The 19,112-nt window shown below is 72.2% G+C and carries 21 protein-coding genes; 6 read left to right on the forward strand and 15 right to left on the reverse strand.

The window, feature by feature from the left end; translation table 11 throughout:
- Nucleotides 1-7 precede the first annotated feature (7 nt).
- From BGP03_RS12850 to BGP03_RS12875, 6 genes are all read left to right on the forward strand, one after another.
- Nucleotides 8-202: a DUF4236 domain-containing protein gene (locus tag BGP03_RS12850; protein ID WP_298799992.1), complete on the forward strand. Its 195-nt coding sequence runs from the start codon at nt 8-10 to the stop codon at nt 200-202.
- Nucleotides 202-510 (forward strand): ParB-like protein, encoded by a 309-nt coding sequence (locus tag BGP03_RS12855; RefSeq protein WP_298799991.1) that lies wholly within the window; start codon nt 202-204, stop codon nt 508-510. The genes BGP03_RS12850 and BGP03_RS12855 overlap by 1 nt, the downstream gene beginning before the upstream one ends.
- On the forward strand, nt 507-1,289 hold the full coding sequence (locus tag BGP03_RS12860; RefSeq protein WP_298799990.1) for a DUF2637 domain-containing protein: 783 nt from the start codon (nt 507-509) through the stop codon (nt 1,287-1,289). Before BGP03_RS12855 ends, BGP03_RS12860 begins: the two co-directional genes overlap by 4 nt.
- Entirely contained in the window at nt 1,286-3,502 is a 2,217-nt protein-coding gene (locus tag BGP03_RS12865) for an FtsK/SpoIIIE domain-containing protein (protein ID WP_298799989.1), read from the forward strand. Before BGP03_RS12860 ends, BGP03_RS12865 begins: the two co-directional genes overlap by 4 nt.
- Nucleotides 3,503-3,659: 157 nt before the next feature.
- Nucleotides 3,660-4,556, forward strand: a complete 897-nt coding sequence (locus BGP03_RS12870; protein ID WP_298800018.1) for a tyrosine-type recombinase/integrase — start codon at nt 3,660-3,662, stop codon at nt 4,554-4,556.
- Nucleotides 4,553-5,059, forward strand: a complete 507-nt coding sequence (locus tag BGP03_RS12875) for a hypothetical protein (RefSeq protein ID WP_298799988.1) — start codon at nt 4,553-4,555, stop codon at nt 5,057-5,059. The genes BGP03_RS12870 and BGP03_RS12875 overlap by 4 nt, the downstream gene beginning before the upstream one ends.
- 64 nt (nt 5,060-5,123) lie before the next feature.
- Here the strand turns inward: BGP03_RS12875 and BGP03_RS12880 are convergent, their stop codons facing one another.
- The 15 genes from BGP03_RS12880 to BGP03_RS12950 form a co-directional block, all read right to left on the reverse strand.
- Nucleotides 5,124-5,783, reverse strand: coding sequence for an HNH endonuclease family protein (locus BGP03_RS12880; protein WP_298799987.1), 660 nt, complete (start codon nt 5,781-5,783; stop codon nt 5,124-5,126).
- Nucleotides 5,780-6,106, reverse strand: a complete 327-nt coding sequence (locus BGP03_RS12885) for a hypothetical protein (RefSeq protein ID WP_298799986.1) — start codon at nt 6,104-6,106, stop codon at nt 5,780-5,782. The genes BGP03_RS12880 and BGP03_RS12885 overlap by 4 nt, the downstream gene beginning before the upstream one ends.
- Before the next feature lie 33 nt (nt 6,107-6,139).
- Nucleotides 6,140-6,997 carry a hypothetical protein gene (locus BGP03_RS12890; RefSeq protein ID WP_298799985.1) on the reverse strand — a complete coding sequence of 286 codons (858 nt, stop codon included), beginning with the start codon at nt 6,995-6,997 and terminating at the stop codon, nt 6,140-6,142.
- A gap of 3 nt (nt 6,998-7,000) precedes the next feature.
- On the reverse strand, nt 7,001-7,282 hold the full coding sequence (locus BGP03_RS12895; RefSeq protein WP_298799984.1) for a hypothetical protein: 282 nt from the start codon (nt 7,280-7,282) through the stop codon (nt 7,001-7,003).
- 11 nt (nt 7,283-7,293) lie between these two features.
- On the reverse strand, nt 7,294-7,917 hold the full coding sequence (locus tag BGP03_RS12900) for a hypothetical protein (protein ID WP_298799983.1): 624 nt from the start codon (nt 7,915-7,917) through the stop codon (nt 7,294-7,296).
- Nucleotides 7,917-8,135 carry a hypothetical protein gene (locus tag BGP03_RS12905; RefSeq protein WP_298799982.1) on the reverse strand — a complete coding sequence of 73 codons (219 nt, stop codon included), beginning with the start codon at nt 8,133-8,135 and terminating at the stop codon, nt 7,917-7,919. Before BGP03_RS12905 ends, BGP03_RS12900 begins: the two co-directional genes overlap by 1 nt.
- 26 nt (nt 8,136-8,161) lie before the next feature.
- Complete coding sequence (locus BGP03_RS12910) at nt 8,162-8,833, reverse strand: tail fiber protein (RefSeq protein ID WP_298799981.1); 672 nt, start codon at nt 8,831-8,833, stop codon at nt 8,162-8,164.
- 9 nt (nt 8,834-8,842) lie between these two features.
- The gene (locus BGP03_RS12915) at nt 8,843-10,948 is read right to left on the reverse strand and encodes a hypothetical protein (RefSeq protein ID WP_298799980.1); all 2,106 of its coding nucleotides are present in this window, start codon (nt 10,946-10,948) and stop codon (nt 8,843-8,845) included.
- 65 nt (nt 10,949-11,013) lie between these two features.
- Nucleotides 11,014-11,544, reverse strand: coding sequence for a hypothetical protein (locus BGP03_RS12920; protein ID WP_298799979.1), 531 nt, complete (start codon nt 11,542-11,544; stop codon nt 11,014-11,016).
- 28 nt (nt 11,545-11,572) lie between these two features.
- On the reverse strand, nt 11,573-13,213 hold the full coding sequence (locus tag BGP03_RS12925; protein ID WP_298799978.1) for a hypothetical protein: 1,641 nt from the start codon (nt 13,211-13,213) through the stop codon (nt 11,573-11,575).
- Between the two features lie 3 nt (nt 13,214-13,216).
- A complete protein-coding gene (locus BGP03_RS12930; RefSeq protein WP_298799977.1) occupies nt 13,217-13,639 on the reverse strand; it encodes a hypothetical protein in 423 nt (140 codons plus the stop codon).
- A 36-nt stretch (nt 13,640-13,675) separates the two neighbouring features.
- Nucleotides 13,676-17,794, reverse strand: coding sequence for a hypothetical protein (locus BGP03_RS12935; protein ID WP_298799975.1), 4,119 nt, complete (start codon nt 17,792-17,794; stop codon nt 13,676-13,678).
- Nucleotides 17,795-17,867: 73 nt separating this feature from the next.
- Nucleotides 17,868-18,308 carry a hypothetical protein gene (locus tag BGP03_RS12940; protein ID WP_298799974.1) on the reverse strand — a complete coding sequence of 147 codons (441 nt, stop codon included), beginning with the start codon at nt 18,306-18,308 and terminating at the stop codon, nt 17,868-17,870.
- Nucleotides 18,309-18,310: 2 nt separating this feature from the next.
- Nucleotides 18,311-18,796 carry a hypothetical protein gene (locus BGP03_RS12945; RefSeq protein ID WP_298799973.1) on the reverse strand — a complete coding sequence of 162 codons (486 nt, stop codon included), beginning with the start codon at nt 18,794-18,796 and terminating at the stop codon, nt 18,311-18,313.
- Nucleotides 18,797-18,799: 3 nt separating this feature from the next.
- Nucleotides 18,800-19,096: a hypothetical protein gene (locus tag BGP03_RS12950; RefSeq protein ID WP_298799972.1), complete on the reverse strand. Its 297-nt coding sequence runs from the start codon at nt 19,094-19,096 to the stop codon at nt 18,800-18,802.
- Nucleotides 19,097-19,112 lie beyond the last annotated feature (16 nt).

The raw sequence follows: 19,112 nt of genomic DNA on the forward strand, positions 1-19,112 counted from the left end.
GGCCGCTGTGAGCTGGGGATTCCGCGCACGCAAGACCGTCCGCCTCGGCCCCCTGTTCTGGACCTTCAGTCAGAACGGGTTCACCTCGTGGGGCATCCGGGTCGGACCGATCACCCGCAACTTCACCCGCGGCTCGACGACCATCGACACGCCCGGGCCGGGGAGCCTGCACCGGCCGGGACGTCGGCGAGGTGGTCGGTGATGGGCTGGTTCTCGAAGTCCCACGACGGCATGCCCGACGTCGGCCAGGGCGGCGGCTGGACGAAGGCCGAGTGGCGGCGCGCCCCGAAGAAGCGGGTCCGCGTCGACAAGCTGGAGTCGACCAACAAGGGCGGTTACCTCGACGAGAAGCGGGCTGCTCGGTACGCGAAGGGCGGGAAGCGCGGTACCCCGTACGTCGTCGAGTCCGGCGGGAAGCTCTACGTCGCCGACGGGCACCACCGCGCGGCCGCAGCGAAAGCGCGCGGCGAGAAGACCATCGTCGTGCGGGTCAAGCGGGGCGGCCGGTGAGCGGACCAGCGATCGCGAGGTGGGTCCGCTTCCTCGGTCTCGCCGTGGTGCTCGCCGCGGCCGCGGTGCTGTCCTTCCACGGGCTGCGCGACCTCGCGCTCGCCGTGTCCATCCCCGTCGAGCTGGCCTGGCTGCTCCCGGTCGCGGTCGACGCCGGCGCTGGCGTGTCGTGCGCGTGCTGGCTGTCGCGCGGCATCCCTACCGACGCCGCCCGGTTCGCCCGCACCCAGACGTGGCTCCTGCTCGGCGGCACGGTCATCGGGAACGCCGCCCAGCTCGGGATGCACGCGGCCGGGATCGTGCCGCCGTGGTGGGTGGCGGTGCTCGTCGGTGCGATCCCGCCGGCGGTGGTGGGCGGCACGATCCACCTCGCTGTGCTCGTCGGGCGCCCGGGCGCGACCGCTACTCAAGTAGCGGTCGAGGGACTTGCGAGTGAGCTGCAAGTAGCCCCCGATTCTGCAGGTGACGCGGGCGACGACGACCTTTCGAGCGGCTTGGGAGCCGCCTCGTCCGCCGATCACCACCTGGGCGAGGACCGGGCGCCCGCCGTGGGCGATTCGCCCGGGCCGGAACACCAACCGGGCGAAGAGCCGCCCGCCCACGTCGCCCTGCACCTGGCGCCCACACCCGCCGTGGCGCCCGGGCCGGGTGACGCCCGCCCGGAGGTGGGTGAGCTGCTCGCCCAGGGCGCCGGGCGCCGCACCGTCGCCCGCGAGCTGGGCGTCACCGAGTACGCCGCCCGCCAGCTCATCGACGCCCGCCGCGGGGTGAGCGGGTGACCGTCGACCTCGCCAAGCACAACCCCGACGACGCCTCGGACGACGAGACCGGCGCCGAGCTGGAGCTGCGCCCGCTCGGCGAGGTCGAGCAGTGGACGCCCACCGTGCAGACCCTCGTCGTGCGCGCCCGCCAGGCCGCCGCCCGCAGCATGGTCACCGTCGTCGACACACCCGCCGTCGCCCGGTCGCTCGCCGTCACCCGGCAGGCACCCAAGGCGGGCGCCCGGCTCGTCGTGTGGAGCCCCCGCGGCGCCCGGAGAGCGGTCGGGCTCGCCCGGGACTGGCTGTTCGCCACCCACGCCGCCGCCCACGTCGCCCGCCTCGCCGACGCCGACCACCCGGAGTGGGCGAAGGCGTCGGGTCAGCTCGACAACACCGTCGCCCGGCTCGCCACCCGCCGCTGGGTGGTCGGTGTCGCCGTCGCCCTGGCCGTGCTCGCCGCGCTCGCGTGGTGGGCGCCGGGCGCGTTCGCCGGGCTGCTCGGGATCGCCGCGCTCGCAGGCGTGGGCGCGCTCGCCTACCCGGTGTGCCGGACACCCGGCCAGGTGGCGGCGTGCGCTGCCGTCGCGCTCGGGCTGGGGTGGGTGGCGTGGCACTTCGGGCCTGACCTGGCGGGGCTCGTCCCGCGGCCGCCCGGGTGGGTGTGGATCGTCGCCGGCGGGCTCGCGGTCGTCGGCCTGGGGTGGCTCGGACGCAAGGAGGACCAGCACCTCGTCGAGCTCCCACAGCTCGCCGTCGACGTCAACGAGGCCAAGCGCCCCACCGCCGACATGGTCATCGACGCGCTCTGCAGACTCGGCATCAAGGACCTCACCCCCGCCAACCTCGACAAGGTCCGCGAGGAGACACGGGTCATCGCGCCCGGGGTTGGGCGCTCCCGCCGCGGCTACCACCTCCAGCTCGAGCTGCCGTGGGCTGTCACCGCAGGGTCGGTGATGGAGAAGCGGGAAGGGCTCGCCGGCGCGCTGAAGCGCGAGCTCGGCACCGTGTGGCCGTCGCAGGGCCCCCGCCACCCCGGACACTTGGTCCTGTTCCTGTCCGACCGGCCCATGTCGACCGCGCCGCAGGAGCCCTGGCCCATCGCCGAGACCCGCCGCGTCGACATCTTCGAGTCGATCCCCATGTTCACCGACCAGGAAGGGCGCTGGATCACCCTGAAGATCGCCTACAAGCGCATCCTCATCGGCGGCGAGTCCGGCAGCGGGAAGTCGTTCTACGTCCGCCAGATCGGCGTCGCGTGCGCCCTGGACCCGCGCGTCCGCCTGCTCGTGTTCGACGGCAAGGCCAACGGCGACATGGACCCCCTGATGCCGGTCGCTCACGGCTTCTACGTCGGCGCCCAAGCGGAGGAGATGGCCGAGCAGCTCGTGGCGCTGCAGCGGCTGGAGCGCGAGATGGACCGGCGCGCCCGGTTCCTGCGCACGCTGCCGCGCGAGGAGAACCCGGAGAACAAGGTCACCTCCGCGCTGGTCGACCGGTACCCGCACCTCGCTCCGTACGAGGTGATCGTCGACGAGCTGCAGGAGTACACCCAGAACGAGGACAAGACGATGGCGAAGGAGTTCACCCGGATCTTCACGCGGCTCTCGCGCCTCGGCCGGTCCGCGGGGATCTGGCTGCTGATCGCCACCCAGTACCCGGCCGATGGCGTCGTGCCGGTGGCGATGCGCTCGAACTTCTCGACGAAGTTCTGCCTGCGGGTCGAGGGCCACCAGCAGGTCGAGGTCATCCTCGGCACCGGCTCGTACGCGGCCGGGCTGAAGTCGAACCTGTTCACGGCGTCGGAGGCCGGGCTGTCCTGGCACAAGGGCGACGGCCAGGACCCGGCGATCGTGCAATCGGTTCGCGGCTTGGACGGGCCGGCGTGTGACGAGCTGGTCGAGGTGGCCCGGGCGATGCGCGCGACCCGCGGCCTGCTGTCCGGGCAGGCCGCCACCGACGAGGTCGAGGACGCCGAGGTGGTCATCGACATCGTCGAGGACGTCGAGGCTGCGATGCGGCAGCGCCAGCGGGGGAAGGCCCAGTGGGCCGAGCTGGTCCCGTGGCTCCGTGAGCTGCGGCCCGGGCAGTACGTCGACCTCGTCGAGGACGAGCTGTCGGCGCGTATTCGAGCGGCTGGCATCGAGCCGCGGCAGGTGAAGGTAGAGGGAGTGAACCGCAACGGTGTGCACCTCAGTGACCTGCGGAAACGCGGTGGCGACGACGACGCCTAGAGCCTCTACCGCCTCTACCTGGTGACGTATCCGCAGGTCAGACCGGTAGAGGCGTCGGTAGAAGCAGCTCTACCACCTGGCGAGGCTCTACCACGCCTCTACCCGGGCCCGATGACAGAAACGCACCAGAACTAGGAGACTGAGAACGTTGGAGCGAGTGGAGCGGATCGCCCGAGAGACGGTGCGCGGGTGGTGGCTGGACGCGCAGGAGTCCGACCACACGAAGACCGCCTACGGGCATGTCGCCGACCGCTGGTTCGAGTGGTGCGATCGGCGCGGCCTCGACGTGTGGGACGCGCGGCGCCCCGACGTCGACGCGTGGCGGACGCAACTGCGCCGACGGCTGGCCGTAGGGACGGTCGGGAAGTACCTCGCCGCGCTGTCGAGCTTCTACCGCTACGCCGCGCGCGACGTCGACGAGGCGCCCGTCGAGCACAACCCGGTGGCGAACGTGCGCCGGCCGAAAGTCGAGAACAAGTCGCACGCCGACGGCCTGACCAACGTCGAGGCTCGCGCCCTGCTCGCCGCGGCGGACGCGGACGGGTTGCGTTCGGCCGCGCTGGTGCACCTGCTGCTCGGCACCGCGGCGCGGGTGAGCGAAATCGTCAACGCCGCGGTCACGGATCTGGGGTGGGACGAGGAGCGGCGGGTACTGAAGGTGACCCGCAAGGGTGGCATGGAGGGCGCGGTGCTGATCAGGCCGTCGGTGTGGGCGACGGTGGAGCGGTACCTCGCCGAGCGGCCGGAGGTACCCAACGGCTGGTTGATCGCGACGACGGGCGGGCGCCGGATGACGCGGCACACCGCCTACTCGGTGGTGGCTCGGCTCGCCCGTGGTGCGATCGCCCGCGACGTGAAGATCGGCCCGCACGACCTGCGGCACACGGCGATCACGCTGGCGCTCGACGAGGGGATCCCCTTGCACGAGGTTCGGATGTTCGCCGGGCACGCTAGCTCCGCGACGACGGAGCGGTACGACCGGCGGGCGCACACCCGTGGGTCGTCGTCGGCGGGTGCGGTGGAATCGGTGCTCTGGGGCGAGGGCCCGGCGTGACGGCGCCGTGGGCGACGGGGAAGCACAAGCCGCGCCGGAAGACGGCCAGCGGCCGCGGCCTCGGCAAGATGGCGGGCCGGGCGAGGCGCGGGGCCCGGAAGGCGCTGCGGAAGCACCCGATGCTGGGTGTGCTCCTGCAGGTCCTGATGGGCGTCATCGCCGTAGTAGCGCTGGTGCTGGGCCTGGTCCTCGAGTCGGCCCTCTACTACCTCGTGATCGCGATGGCTGGGCTGGGGACGCTGGCGATCCGGCGGGCCCAGCAGGCGGAGCGGACGCGGCAGGGGCCGGCGCCGAAGCCGTCGACGGGCAGCCCGCGCACACCCTCGCCGCCGAAGCCGAGCGCGGGCCCGGAGCCGGCCGCTGGCGGGGTGGTGAAGTGCACGGCGACGGGCAGGCCGGCGACGGAGTGCGACTGCTACTCGCGGCACGTGGCCACCCAGGAGGGCGTGAAGCGGTACGGGCGCCCGCTCGGTACGCCGTTCGGGCGGGCGAAGGCGAAGTAGCCCGGGCACGACGAAGCGCCCCCCGCTCACGAGGAGCGGGGGGCGTTCGCGTGCCGGGGAGCGTTCAGGCGGGCGGCGGGGTGCGGCCGCAGTCGCTCGCCGCCGCGGCCGCGGGCTGAGCGGGGGGATCGAGCTGGTACTTCGTGCGGACCGCCACCCAGCGATCGAGGTAGGCGCAGGTGTACGCCTGGGCCGGGGGGAGCCACTCGTCGGGCCCCGAGTCGCCCTTCGCCGCGTTCAGCCGCCCCAGCGTGGCCTGCAGGTTCTCCGGGTCGTTCGCGAACTCCAGCCGGTGCTGAGCCGTCCAGGAGTAAGCGCCGTGGCGCCAGGCCCACGACAGCGGCACCACGTGGTCGATCTGCACCTCGTTCGCCCGCTCCTTGACGAACTGGACGACGGTGCCGGAGTAGGGGTCGGCCAGCTGGCCCGAGATCACCACGCAGTCGTGCGTGCCGGGCCGGAACTGCTCGCCGGTCAGGTCGCGCGCCAGCATGTCGTTGCGGGTGTCGCAACCGTTCTGGTCGACGTCGGCCCAGGCGGGCCCGAACGCGGTCCGTGCGTAGTCCGGTACGACCGCGGGGCCGAGGGGGACCGGCTGGAAGGCCACCGCCGGGGTCGTCGTGACCTCCGGGCCACTCATCGGGGCCTGCAGGCCGGTACAGCCCCCCACTACCAGCGCCACGAGGGCCACGACGGCGACACGGGGCGGGTGGTGCACGGTCACGCGGTCACCCGGTTTCCGTTCGGGATGGCGCCCACACCGAGCGCGGCCGCCGCGGCCAGCACCATCTGGATGATGTCGGCGGTGTCGATGCCACCCGACAGCGACGACGCCAGCACCACCGCCACCGCGGCGACCGCGGACACGATCAGCTTCGCGTAGTCGAAGCCGGGAATGTTGGCCGCCGAGTACACGGTGACGACGCCCGCGGCGAGGATGACGACGTTGATCCATGCCGCGGCGTCGAGGGGCCCGGCGACGAGCGCGGGGACGACCGCGGCGAGCACGGTCATGACGAGCTGGACGATGGACTTGGCGACGCTCATTCGTGGATCTCCTGACCTGTGAGGGGTGGGGGTCTAGCGGCCGGCGAGGGCGGCGACGAGCTGCGGGAGCAGCACCGCGGCGAGCTTCTGGTAGTCGATCGGCGCGGACGCCTGCGCCCCGACCAGCGCCGTGACCTGCGCACGCAGGGCGTCGACCCCGCGGGCGGCGTCGTCGGCGCGGCCCGCCCCGGTGAGCACCCAGCCGAACGCGTCGTCGACGACCTGCGCCTGCCCGGCGGACCGGCCCGGGAGCCGACCCTTCCCGATGCCGGCTGCGCGCAGCCCGTCGCGGACCTCGAGCAGTGCTGCGCGTTCGTCGGGCTGCATGTCGTCCACCTCCGTCACGGCCGGGGCCGTGCTCGTCGAGCCTGCGCCGAGCCGGTCGGCCCAGCGCGCGTACTTGCCCATCGCCTGCTGCTCGTAGGAGTGCGCGGCCGGGGACGGGTAGCGGGCCGGGTCGGTGACGGTGCCCGCTCCGCCGTTGTAGGCGCGGAACGCCCGCGGGAGGTCCCAGCGGCGCATGTAGCCGGCGAGCAGCCGGAACCCGACGGTCGTCGAGCAGCGCGGCAGCCAGCAGCCGCCGAGCGCGTCGGCGGCGTCCTGGTAGCCGACGGCGGTGAGCTGCACCGGCCCGACGCCCTGCTGTCCGGCGGTGCCTGCGGCGAGGGCGCGCCGGTAGGCCCGGTAGGTCTGCTCGGTGACCTCGGCGCCCTTGACGTAGGCGCCCCCGGTGGGCACGGCGTCCGACCCCCACACGTTGCGGCCGCCGCCGGACTCCTGCTCGAGCAGTGCTGCGGCGGCGGCGAGGGGGAGCCCGGCCGCGTCGGCGAGCTCGGCGACTTCGGGGGCGCGGAGCACTCCCCACAGGGCGAGGGTTTCGACGGTGCCCATCGGTCAGCCTCCTGATCGTCGTCGCTGGCCGGGGATGCGTGGGATGGGGCCGGTGTGGGCGTCGCGTTCGGCGCGGGCCACCCGCAGCTGCAGGCGCAGCGCCCGCTCGACGGCGGCGAACTCGTCGACGACCTGACGCAGCCGCACGTTCTCGCGGTGCAGGTGTAGCCACGCCCGCGGGCTCCACGGCGGCACCGCCCGGTATCCGGTGCAGTCGCAGCGGCTGCAGTCGCAGCCGGGCCGGTAGTGCTCGTGTGCGTCCTCGGGGTGCCCGCAGCGGCACATGGCGCCTCGTCTCAGGTCGGGAAGAACATCCGCATGGCCGCCGGGGTGTCCGACGTCGTGCACGTGTAGGTGGCCGCGTCGTCCGGGGACCCGGCGTCCCGGGTGCACGTCTGCGTGCGGCCGCGGTTGTCGACGAACGTGAACCCCGCCGGTGGCGGACCCGCCGGACCTGCCGGGCCCGTCGCCCCCGGCGCCCCATCCGCGCCGTCCTGCCCGTCCTGACCGTCCTGCCCTGCAGGACCGGCCGGGCCCGGCACCGTCGAATCCGCACCAGTAGGACCCGCAGGACCGGGCACCGTCGAATCCGCGCCCGGAGATCCCGCCGGTCCCACCGCACCCGCCGGTCCCGCGATCTCCGCCGGCGTCACCACCGGCACCGCCCCCAACGACCGCACTTGATCCGCCAGCGCCGACGACGACGACAACAGCGACCGGATCGCGTCACCCTGCGCCGACAGCCGCTGATCCTGCGACTCCCCGCGCTGCAGCTGCGCCGCGAACCCCCATGCCAGCGCCAGCACACCGAGCAGCGTCAACGCCACCAGCGCGATCAGCACCCGATGCCCGAACCCGTCCCGGGCCCGCACCGCAGGGCGCGGCAGCCTGCGGTGCCGCCGCATGTGGGACGTCTCCATCAGCCCTCCTCGCCGTCCTGCTGCTCGGTCAGCGCCCGCAGCTGCTCCCGCAGCTCCGCGATGCGCTCGTCCTGCGCGGTGTCGGTCGCGTTGGCCACGGCGTCAGCCCTTTCCTTCGGCGACACCCGGCGCAGCGTCACGACGAGCCCGCCCACAGCGGACAGGATCGCCACGATCGCGCCACTGATCGCGGTGACCAGGGCCGCAACATCGCTCACCCACTGCTCCCCCCTCGTCGTGCAGCTCAGACGTAGATCAGCCAGTTCACGTTGATGCTGGCCTGGCGCACATCGAACGCCGTACCCGAACCCGTCGCGGTGGTGACGCCGCCGTGGTTGTGATCCGCCACGTTCGTGGTGCCACCGGTGTGGGAGTGGAAGCCGTCAGAGGTGTTGCCGTTCGACGACACTGCGCCAGCCGTGCCGCCGGCGACACCGAACGAACCCGAGTTGTGGCCGCCGTGGGTGCCTGCCCCGTCGGTGGAGAACGAGTGGCCGTGGTTGCCGTCACCGTTCAGGCCGTGGGTGTGGGACGGCAGGTTCGTGGTGGCGATCGCCTTCGTGTCCGCCCCCGACAGCAACCCCACCGCCTCCCCCGTCGGGGTGCCACGCACCACCCGACCCCGGTAGTCCGGCACCCCGAACGTCGTCGAACCATCCCCCACCGTGAACAACCCGGCCGCGACAAGCCCCTGGTCCTGCACCCACTGCCACAGCACCGGATAGGCCGCGCGGGACACCGACTGACCCTGCAGCAGCAGCGTGTCCGGTTTCGCCGACGTCCGGATCGTCGGCTCGATGTCCCCGGTCGGGCGCCGCGACGTGCGCGCCATCAGCGTTGTCCGCATGTCCTCGACGACCTTCTTCAGCGTCGCGAGCTCGTCGACGACATCGCCGACCGGACGGTCATCAGCCACAACTGCTCCTCACACGAACGACGGGGACACGGTTTCCAGCCCGGACGCCGACACCTGCACGCGCACCGACCGCAGCCGGAAGCTCCCAGCGATGCCGAGCTGGTCGTCGAGCTCGTAGCGGACGAGGTCGCCGGCGTCGTAGGCGGAGATGTCGGCGTCGGGGGTGACCCGCACGTCCGGGCCCGGCACGAACAGCGCGTCGCCGCGCGCGGCCAGCAGACCGGCGACGTGCCCGTCGAGGGTGGGCTGCTCCGACACCGAGTCCCAGGTGGCGGTCACCCCGGACGCCCCGTACTGGGCGAGCAGCTCCGCGTTGGTCGCCGACCCGTACAGGGCGCCCGCATCGCTGGTGGAGGTGCCGGTGCCGAACGCGACCGTGGCGACGTCCTCGGCGGCGACGGAGAACATCGTCGACGCGGTGGTGATGTTGCGGCTGTCGAACACGATGGCGTCCTCGCCGGCGGAGCGGTCGACGCCGCGCTGCGGGAACCACAGCTGCAGCCGGCGCGACGCCGGGTCGACGTCGATGTCGAACCCGGACAGGCGTTGCCCCATCTCCTGGACGCGCTGCAGCACCTTGTGCAGCTCCGTCTTGAGGTAGGTGGCGTCCCGCAGCACCCCGGACGTCCCGACCGTGGATGTGTCGATGCCGAAGTCGCCGTAGGGGCGGGCACGCCAGTGCTCGACGAGCGCCTTCACGATCGCGAACTGGTCAACCTGGGAGAACACGAGGTCGGAGTAGACGACCATGCGGGCGAGGTAGGCGAGCAGCCCGTCCGCGTTGAGCGTGAGTTGTTCGCCCTGGCGGCGGCCGGCGGTGAGCGGGCCCGCGAACACGATCTGCCCGTCGCGGAGCAGCCATAGTTCGGTGGCGAGCGCGGCGGGCCCGCGGAGCCGCTGCAGCACCGCCTCCGACACCGTGGACAGTGCGCAGGTGAGGGTGAGGGTCTGCGGCTTGGACAGCTCGGTGGTCCAGTCCAGTGAGGTCCACAGGATGGGGTCGACCACCAGGAATGTGGGCGGGCCGGCGGCGGCGGGGACGCGGGCGATGACGAGGAGTTCGTAGTCGGGGCCGGGGCGCAGCGGCAGCAACGTCGAGGGGAACACGTCGATGACCGCGGCCGCGTCACTGGCGCTGGCGGTGTCGGTGGCGGGCAGGAACGCGGTGTCCCCGGCGCTGGCCGTGTCGCTCGCGGTGGCGGTGTCGGCGATCGGGGCGGTGGTGTCCCCGAGAGCCACGGTGTCGGCGGCGGTGGCGGTGTCGGCGATCGTGACCAGGTCGGTTACCGAGGTGATGGCGTCGGTGCCGGTGGCGGTGTCGGCGCTCGGCGTGAGGTCCGCGTCGAGGGTCGTGACCGCGTCAGCGGCGGTCGCGGTGTCGGTGATCGTGGCGAGGACGTCGGTGACCGCCACCGTGTCGGACGCGGCGGCGGTGTCGTCGACGGTGATGTCGCCGCCGCCGATGAGCAGCACCGAGTAGGCGGCGGTCTGCTGGCTGGTGGTGTCGGTCTGGTTGATGGTGCCGGTCGACCCGGCCGACGCGAGGACCCCGTAGCAGTAGGGCTGTATCGCGGCCGTGGACACCACGAACGTGATGCCGGTGCCCGACCCGGACGCGGACGGGGACCCGCCGGAGCCGACGGTGCCGTTGCCGATGTACAGCTCACCCGCGCCCGCCGCGGTCAGGGTGGGGTAGAGCACCCCGGTCGCCGCCGCGTTGGTCTGCTGCCCGGTGACATCAACAGTCCAGGTGGTGGCCGCGCCGGCGCCGGTCGTCCACTCCCCGAGCGGCACGAACCCGCAGTAAATGCCGGAATTGCTGGCGGAGAACGTCGCGGTCTGGGTCTGCGCGGTCGACTGGACGCTGGTGACCTTGCCGACCCATATCTGCAGGTAGCCCGCCCCGCCGGGCACACCCGACCCGTAGGAGTAGCCGGTCCCGGCCTCGGTCCAGGTGAACCCGGTCCCCGTAATCCCGGTGACCTTGACCGTGGCGGACGCGGTGAACGTGCACACCACGACGGCGTTGCCCAGCGCCGTCGACGCCGCCGCGAACGTGGACTGCCCGGTGTTCGCGGTGTCGGTGTAGGTCTTGGCGGTCTTCGTGATCGCCACGCGCACACCTCCGACTCACAGGGGAAAGGAACGTCGAACCCGGGCAGTGCCCGGGGAAGGGGAGGTCAGGCCAGCGTGATGGTCGCGGTGATCACGCGGCTGATGCTCGAGGTCTTCACCCCGATCGCCTGCGTCTTGCGGTTCAGCATCCGCCCGGTCGCCGCGGTCGCCGAGTTGAAGATCCCCACCTCCTGCCAGTCGAAGTTGGCCTCCGCCGTCCCGAACGTCGACCGGAACGTGATCACGTTCGACGCGGAGGTGACGCCGTCGGTGTGCAGCGGATAGGTGGCGTCCATGCCCTTGCGGAGCTTGTTCGTCGCCGCCTGCAGATCGGTCTGGGTCGCCGCGGCCGCCGTCGTCGAGTCGCCCGCCCCGATCGCGGCGTTGGCGTTGTTGAAGTAGGTCAGCGCCCCACCCGCCGCCCCGGAGCCGTTCCCGATGAGGGACTGGAAGATGCAGGACATCCCGCCGTACATCAGCAGGTTCTCGAACTCGCACCGGTCGAGCGGGGTGTCGCCGGGGGCGACGTCACCCGCGAACGACTCGACCTCGAACACGCAGCGCCACAGGCCCCGCTCACGCACGACAGCAGACATCAACCCACACCTTCCGAAGAGGACAGCATCAGCCCGGCCAGGTGGACCGGAACTCGATCGAGCACACCGCCGCGGCCCCGGCCGGCTCGACCTCGAACATCAGCTCGTTGAGGCCCGGCGCCAACGCCAGCGGCAGCCGCGGCGGCTGCCACGCCCCGTACTTGCTGGTGCCGTCGACCGTCACCGGCGACACCGGCGCCCCCGTGACCCGGGCCTGCATGTCCCCGACCAGCGACGCACCCACCCCCAGCGCGGCGGCCACATCGAACCGGGCGCCCGTCGTGACGTTCGTCAGCACCACACGGGTCGCCGCCGGACCCGACACAGGCCCCGCGACCCGGATGATCGGGTACGCCCACCCCGAGCCGGCGTTGACCGCGGTCGCCAGCACCGGCGACTCCCGCACCGCAGTCACCGGCACCGACAGCGTCGACACCGCTGCCGCGTAGTGCCGCGGATCCGCCGCCCGCAGCGTGAACGCCTGCTGGTGCAGCAGCACCTGCAGCGGGTCCAGGCCCCGGACCAGGTTCGTCGGCCGGCAGTACACGCTCTTGAGCGGCTGCCCGGGGAGCCGGTAGATCAGCTCCCAGTCCTGGTCACGCTGCGGGACCAGTGCCCGCAGCAGCGTCGCCGCCCGCTCCTCGATCTGTGCGCGGTCCCCCGACCAGTTGCACTTCACCAGGATCTGCCGGGCCGCGGCGAGGTCGACCCCGCGCAGCGCGCCGTCCCCGCGCGGGAGGTCGTCGTCGGATGTGCGGACCTCCCACCCCTCCAGGCCCTCGACGGACTCGATCAGGTAGTCGGTGCCCGCACCGATCAGCAGCCCCGACCAGCCACCCAACCGCATCTGGTAGTCGCTGGGCCCGATCCGGGCCCGCACCCCGATCCCGGCGACGTACAGCGCCGGCTGCGCGGCCGACGCCAGCCGGCCGAACACCGTCAGACTGGAGCCGCGGTTTCCGCCGACGGTGTACAGCGGCGGCTGCTGCGTCGAGTACAGCTTCGCCGGGCCGGTGGTGCCGCCCTTCAGGGTGATCAGCCCGGCGATCCACCGCCTGGTCGTCGACAGCGACGCCGACAGCGAGAAGCTCCCCACGGCCGAGGTCACCAGCTGGTGCACGGTGGTGCGTGAGCGTTCCCAGTCCTGGGTGCCGCCGTCGGGGGTGACGTCCTCGAACACTTTCGCCAGGCCGCCGGAGAACCCCGACTGTGTGGTGGAGGCGTACTGGTTGGCCAGCACCGCGATCACGGTCTCGTCGGCGCGGGTCGTCGTCCCGGACGAGCCGGTGCCGGCACTGCCGGACTCACCTGAGGAGGCCACGTTGCGGTCGACCGCGGAGGCTTGGGCGATGCCCTGGTACTCCAGCATCCGCACCGTCATGCCGCGGTAGGCGTCGGCGTGCGCGGTGACGCTGGTGGTGGCCGGCGCGTTCGCGAGTCCCCAGATGGAGACCTGCAGGTCGCGGACGGCGACGTCGCGGAGGCGCGTGAACGTCGACGGCGACAGGGAGTGGCCGATACCGAGACCGCCGGCGGTGACGACGACGACGAGCAGGTACGAGCCGGGTGTCGACGGGGCGAGGAATGTGGCCTTGACCGAGGTGGAGCCCTGGTCGCCGGGGCCCTGCTTCCTGGTCGCGTTGTACGCGGTCTGTGCTGGTGTGGCCACGGGTCAGCTCGGGCGGGCGTTCGCGATGATCAGCTGCCCGATGTCGTACTGCACCGGCGTCAGGCCGGACTTCACGGTGATCGAGGAGTCGAGCAGGTTGGAGTACTGGCACACCCCGCCGGTGGACACGGTGAACGCGCCCCAGCCGATGACGAGACCCCAGTCGCCGGTCGGGTTGGGGTGGGCGTAGGCGACACCGTTGGCCTTCGACGTCACCCCGGCGACGGTGGCCGCGGCGGGCCAGTTCGTGACGTTGTTGGTGACCGCGACGCGGCCGTAGGAGCCGCCGGACGGCTCGGTGTAGCCGGTGCCGTCGACACCGGGCAGCGCCAGCAGCGCGCCGATGTACCAGGTCGCGGGCGTGCCGGAGCCGAAGTCGGCGTCGAGCAGCGTACGCAGCCGTGGGTCGGAAGCACCAGCAGGCATGAAGCACCCCAGTCCGGGTTGTGGTGATGGGTCAGGTCAGGAGATGCGCAGGGCGAGCGCGGTGGCGCGCGCGGTTTCGACGGGGTTGCCGGAGCGGTCCTCGACGGTGAACGGCCGCTGCTTGCGGATCTCCGTGGCGAGGGTTTGGATGTCGCCGCGCAGCTGTGCCACACCGGAGGCGACCGCGCTGATACCGGCCCACGCCGCGCCTTGGGCGGTGCTGGCCGAGCCGGTGCGGGCGGGGCCGAGCGCGGAGGAGATCCGCTGCGCCACACCGCCACCGGACGGCACCAGGTCGAGCCCGCGGTTGCGCGCCCACTCGGCGCCGATCTTCATCGAGCGTGGTGCGGAGTCGTCGGGCAGGAAGTACTCCAGCCCGCGCGGCCGGTCCCCGATGACCCGCCACGTGTTCGCCGGGACCCGCTGAGCGATGTCACCGCGCATCGGAGTCAGCGGCCGGACCCCACCGGCGGCGTACTGCTCGACGACCGCGCCTCGGGCGTAGGGGTGCACGATGCCGCCGGCCGCGCCGCCCGCGATCCGCTTCACCCCGGTCGCGGTCGGGACCGCGGTGGACTGGCCGGCCACGACCGTGGCGATGATCGTGGTGTATCGGGTGCGGGCGAGGTTCGCGAGCTGCGCCTCCGCCGCCCCTGCCTGGACTTGCGGGATGACCTTCGGCAGGCCGGTCGTGGCGTCGGAGCGGGCCTTCCACGCCGCGAGGATCTGGTTGGCCAGGCCCGGGTTCGAGTCCAGCGCCGGAATGCCGGTGGTGCCGTTCGCCAGGGCCTTCCACGCTGCGAGGACACCTTCGGCCTTGCCGGAGTTCGCGTCGATCGTCGGCAGACCGGTGGTGGCGTCCGAGGTGGACTTCCACAGCTGCAGCACGCCGTTCGCCGCGGCCGGGTTCGCGTTGAGCTGCGGGATCCCGGTGATGCCGTCGGCGAGCGCCTTCCACGCGGCGACCGTGGTGTTGGCCTGTGTCGGCTCCGCGCTCAGCTTCATCTGGCCGGTCGTCGAGTCGACCAGCAGCTTGAGGCCGTTCAAGCTGGTCTCGCCGGGCGCGACGTCGCCGAGGACCTTGAGTGTGCCGGTGGTCTGGTCGATCGTGTACTTCGTCGCCCCGACGGTGAGGATCGCCGGGCCGCCGTCGGCGTCGATCTTGACCGTGCCGCGGCTGCCGTCGGCGAGCTGCACGGTCTGCAGGATGTCGCCGCGCGCCGTGGTGGTCTCGGCGAGGATCGTGATGGAGCCGATGTACTTCTTGCTGGCCAGGTCCTCGACACCCTGCTTGACGCTGTCGAGCTTCGCCCGGTCGGCCTCGACGACGACGGTGACCTTGCGCCCGTCGGGGAGCGTGATGATCTCGGTGCGCAGGTTGGACATCTCGGCCGCCGTCGAGATGGCCTTCAGTCCCGCGTCGTCCAGGCCGGAGGCCAGCTGCGCGAACGCATCCCGCCCGGCCTGCGTGGACAGGTCCGCCGCCCGCAGGATCTCCGTGTTGTAGGCCTGCACCCCGGCCTCGGTGCCGCCGAGCGCCTCGGCCTGCTTCCGGGCCGCGTCCGCCTGCGACGACATCGCCGACGCCAGCGACAGGACCGCGCCCTTGTACTCCTCGGACTTGGCGCCGCTGTTCTTCAGCGCGTCGTTGGCCGCCTTCTGCGCCTCCGCGGTGCGCTGCACCGCCTGGCTGTAGGCCAAGGCGGTGTTGATCTGCGAGTTCATCTGGTCGGCCTGGGCCTTAAGGCCCTCGGTCGTGTTCCTCAGCGCGCCAGTGAGCAGGTCCTGCTTCTGCTTGAGGTCGGCGGTGTCGCGGGCCAGTACCTGCGCAGCAGCCGCCGCCTGCGGGGAGGACTCCCCGTACGTCAAGATCGCGTCCGCCAGGTTCTGCGTGCTGACCTTCACCCGGGTCTGCGCGCCCTCCAGTGCAGGCATCGCCTGGATCAGGCTCTCGACCTTTGCCCGGAAGTTGTCCGAGGCCCGCGCGGCCTCGTCCATGGTGCCGTTGAAGTTGTTGTTGACCAGGTCGCCGTTGAAAAGGTTGTCCAGGACTCCGGTCCACCAGCCGGAGAAGCCCTCGAACTGCGCCTGGGTCTTCTTCAGCCCCGACGCCATCGTGTCGGTCCCGGCGATCACCGACTTCGCGAAATCCTCCGACTTGTCCCGGGCCGCGTCGTAGGCGAACCCGACCGCGATCAGCGCCACCCCGATCAGCGGCAGCGCGTTACCCAGCTTGCCCAGCGCTGTGCCGAGCCCTGTCGTTGCGGTCTGCGCCGCCCGACCCGCCGCCAGCGAGCCGGTCAGCCCGGCAGCGTAGGTGCCGATGGCCGGGGCCAGCGCGGTCAGCCTGGACGCCAGCGTCGCGAAGCTCCCCGCGATCGCCGCCGACCCGAGCGCCTTGAACGCCACCACCGCCGCGAGCGCCAGCGCCGGCAACGGCCCGAGAGCGCCCACGACGCCGGTCACGATCCCGACCAGCGGACCCAGCGCACCCGCCGCGACCGCCGCCCCGTTCGACAGGTCCCGCAGCACCCCGCCGGCCAGGTTGCCCAGCATCGGCAGCAGCGGCGCCAGCGACTGCGCGATACCCGACACCGTCGTCGCGAAGGTCTGCAGCCCACCCGAGGTGGAGAACGACTGGATCATCTTCAGCACGCCGGTAGCCAAGGCCTCCACCCCAGGCAGCAGGGCGTCGATGGCCTGCCGCGACTCCTTGAAGAACGCCGTGAGCGCAGACTGCCCGGTGCTCGACGACAACAGGTCAGCGAGCTTCCCCGTGACCTTGTCCAGGGTCGTGAGGAAGTCAGCGCCGCTGGCCTTCGCCGCGGTGAACACCGACCCCAGCACTGACCCGACGTTCCCCGCGATCGACCCGAGGGTCCGCAAGGTGTCGACGCCGTCCTGGATCCACACCTTCAGCTGCCCGGACTGGCGGGCCTCGCTGATGAACGTCTGGAAGCGCTGGGTGACGTTCGTCAAGCCGGTGGCCAGGCCGGGCAGGAAGCCCGACCCGACGACGGCGATGTCGCGGAACGCCCCGAGCAGGTTGTTCGCCGCCGGCGCGGCGTTGCGCAGCGCGACCCGCGTGTTGTCGAAGATCGCGTTGACGTCCTGCATGGTCTGCGACGACCGGGCGAACGCCACCACGTTCTTCGCGACACCGTTCAGCTCGGTCGCGACCCCACCGAGCCCGCTGCGCAGAATGGGCAGGTACGCCCCGCCCATCTCCTTGATCTGGGTGTTCAGGCCGGCGAACAGCTTGTCCTGCACGTCGAGCCGGACGGCCGACCACGCGTCGGAGAACCCGCGGATCGCCTGCACCGCGGCGCGCGCGTTCGGCGACAGCGCCGCCATGGCCTCGTTGACCTTCTTGATCTGCGCCGGAGTGCCGGTCGGGCCGAGCGCGTCGTTGATGTGGGCGAACCCGACCGCGACGGTCGCCCCGACCGCGCCCAGCGCCGCGAGACCGGCCACCGCGAGCGGAGCCAGCCCCGCCAGAGACACCAAAGACCCAGTGAGGGTGGCGATCGCGGGCACGGTCGACCCGAGCAGCGTGGGCCCGAGGAGGACGGCAGCGCCCCGCAGCGTCAGCAGCGCCTTGGCCGCCGTCGTGATGGCGCTGCTGTCGGCCTCAGCCTTGACCTTGACCGTGGTGTCGTTCGGGAGGCCGCGCAGCTCACGGCGCAGCGCCGCGACCTGCGCGAGCGCCGACACGGCACCGGTGATGCTGATGTGGATGTTGATGGCGCCGACCTGCTCCAGGTCGCGCAACGCCCGCGCGGCGGAGCGCAGCTCGCGGGCGTTCGGCAGGTCCCCGGTCACCGAGATCCGGGCGACCGCGTTCTGCCCGTCGAGGTCCCGCAGCGCCTTCGCCGCCGCCCGCAGCGCCCGCACCTCCGCCGCACCCGGGGTGCCGGTGATCTCCACGCGGGCCCGGGCGTTGCGCCCGTCGATCTCCGCGATCGCGGCGCGGGCCCGATCGAGCTGCGCGATCACCCCCGACGACGGGGTGTTGATCGTGACTCTGGCCCGGACGTTGCGGCCGTCGATCCGGTCGAGCTCGCGGGCTAGCGCCTTCAGCTCGGCGGCGACAGCGGCGAACGTGCCCGACGCCTGGTCGTTCGCATCGACGTTGAACGTCAGGTTCCCGGCCATGGCTCAGCGCCCCCTCTCCAGTGGTCAGCGGTGAAGAAGGGGGCGGGCGAACTGGTAACTCAGAGTTCAGAGTTCAGGGGGTGCGGTAGAGGTCCGCGCCGGTCGGCGGCTCCCCGGGCTGCTCGTGCGCGCCCGGGAGGTTGAGCGCGGCCAGGGTCGGCGAGTACGACGGCGGCTCCGGGACGGCCACCTGCTGGCCGAGGTCCGGGGACACACCGACCGTCACGGGCGGCTCGTCCGGGATCAGCCGGATCGTCTCCGGCTCCACCGTCTCCGCGAACTCCGCCCACGACGCGCGACCACCCGACCGGCGCTGGGCCAGGAACGCCACCACGCAGAACTCCTTGATCACCGAGCTGAGCGATCGGTCCCCGGTCAGGCCAGTGGCCACCGCCTCCAGGAACGCATCGACCTTCACGCCCAGGATCTCGTCGACGAGGAAGAACTCCCCCGCCGTGATCTTCTTGGTGGCGTCGAACTCGAACCGCTGCCCCGACATCTCGAACCTGAGCATCTCTACCCTTCGATCTCGCGGGCCACCTGATCGACCACCCGCACCAGCCGTCCCTCGAACCCGGGCTCGTGCCCGCGGAGGGTCTTGAAGAACACCTCTTGCCCCGTCTGCTGCTGCCACGGCGGACGCCCCCACGTCGGGTGCCGCCACCGGCCCATGCCGTTCAGGCCGTAGGTCAGCGACCGGCCGTACGCCGGATCCACGGCGGCCGGCTCGACCTCGAACTTCACGCCGCGCCCCGTCGCCGAGCTCGTCGTCGCCGCAGCCACCCGGGCCCGCAGACCCGAGGACGAGCCGCCGCCACGGGACGACGTCACCTCGACGCCCATCCACGCAGCCCGGGTCTCGGCGAGCGCCGACGGCGCCTCCTGGGCGAGACCCTGCACCAGCCGGCGCTGCAGGCCGCCAGACGCTGCCCGTTCGAACCGGCGCGCGGCCGCCTCGACAGCCGCCTTGCCTGACGCGCCCATGCGGAACCGGATGTCCACTCGTCACGCCTCCGGGTTCGACTGCAGGGCCACCCACTTGCCCGGCTCGTCATCCTTGATCTTCTTCTGGCCGGACGCCTTCTCCAGACAGCCCCAGCACTGCCGGATCTCCCACCGGTACGCGTGATCGTGACCGCCCTTGGCCGGATCCCACTCGTCCTCACGGGTCCCGCACGACGGGCACTTCTCCGACTCGTGGATCTGCCACCACAGGGCCAGATCCCGATCATGCGCCGACCAGACGGGCGGCCCACCCAGGAAGTGCGAGTGGCTGATCCCCCGCGGCCCGCAGTACGACATCTCCAGCCGTATCTGC

Source organism: Pseudonocardia sp. 73-21 (assembly GCF_001899645.1).
Classification (GTDB): Bacteria; Actinomycetota; Actinomycetes; order Mycobacteriales; family Pseudonocardiaceae; genus Pseudonocardia.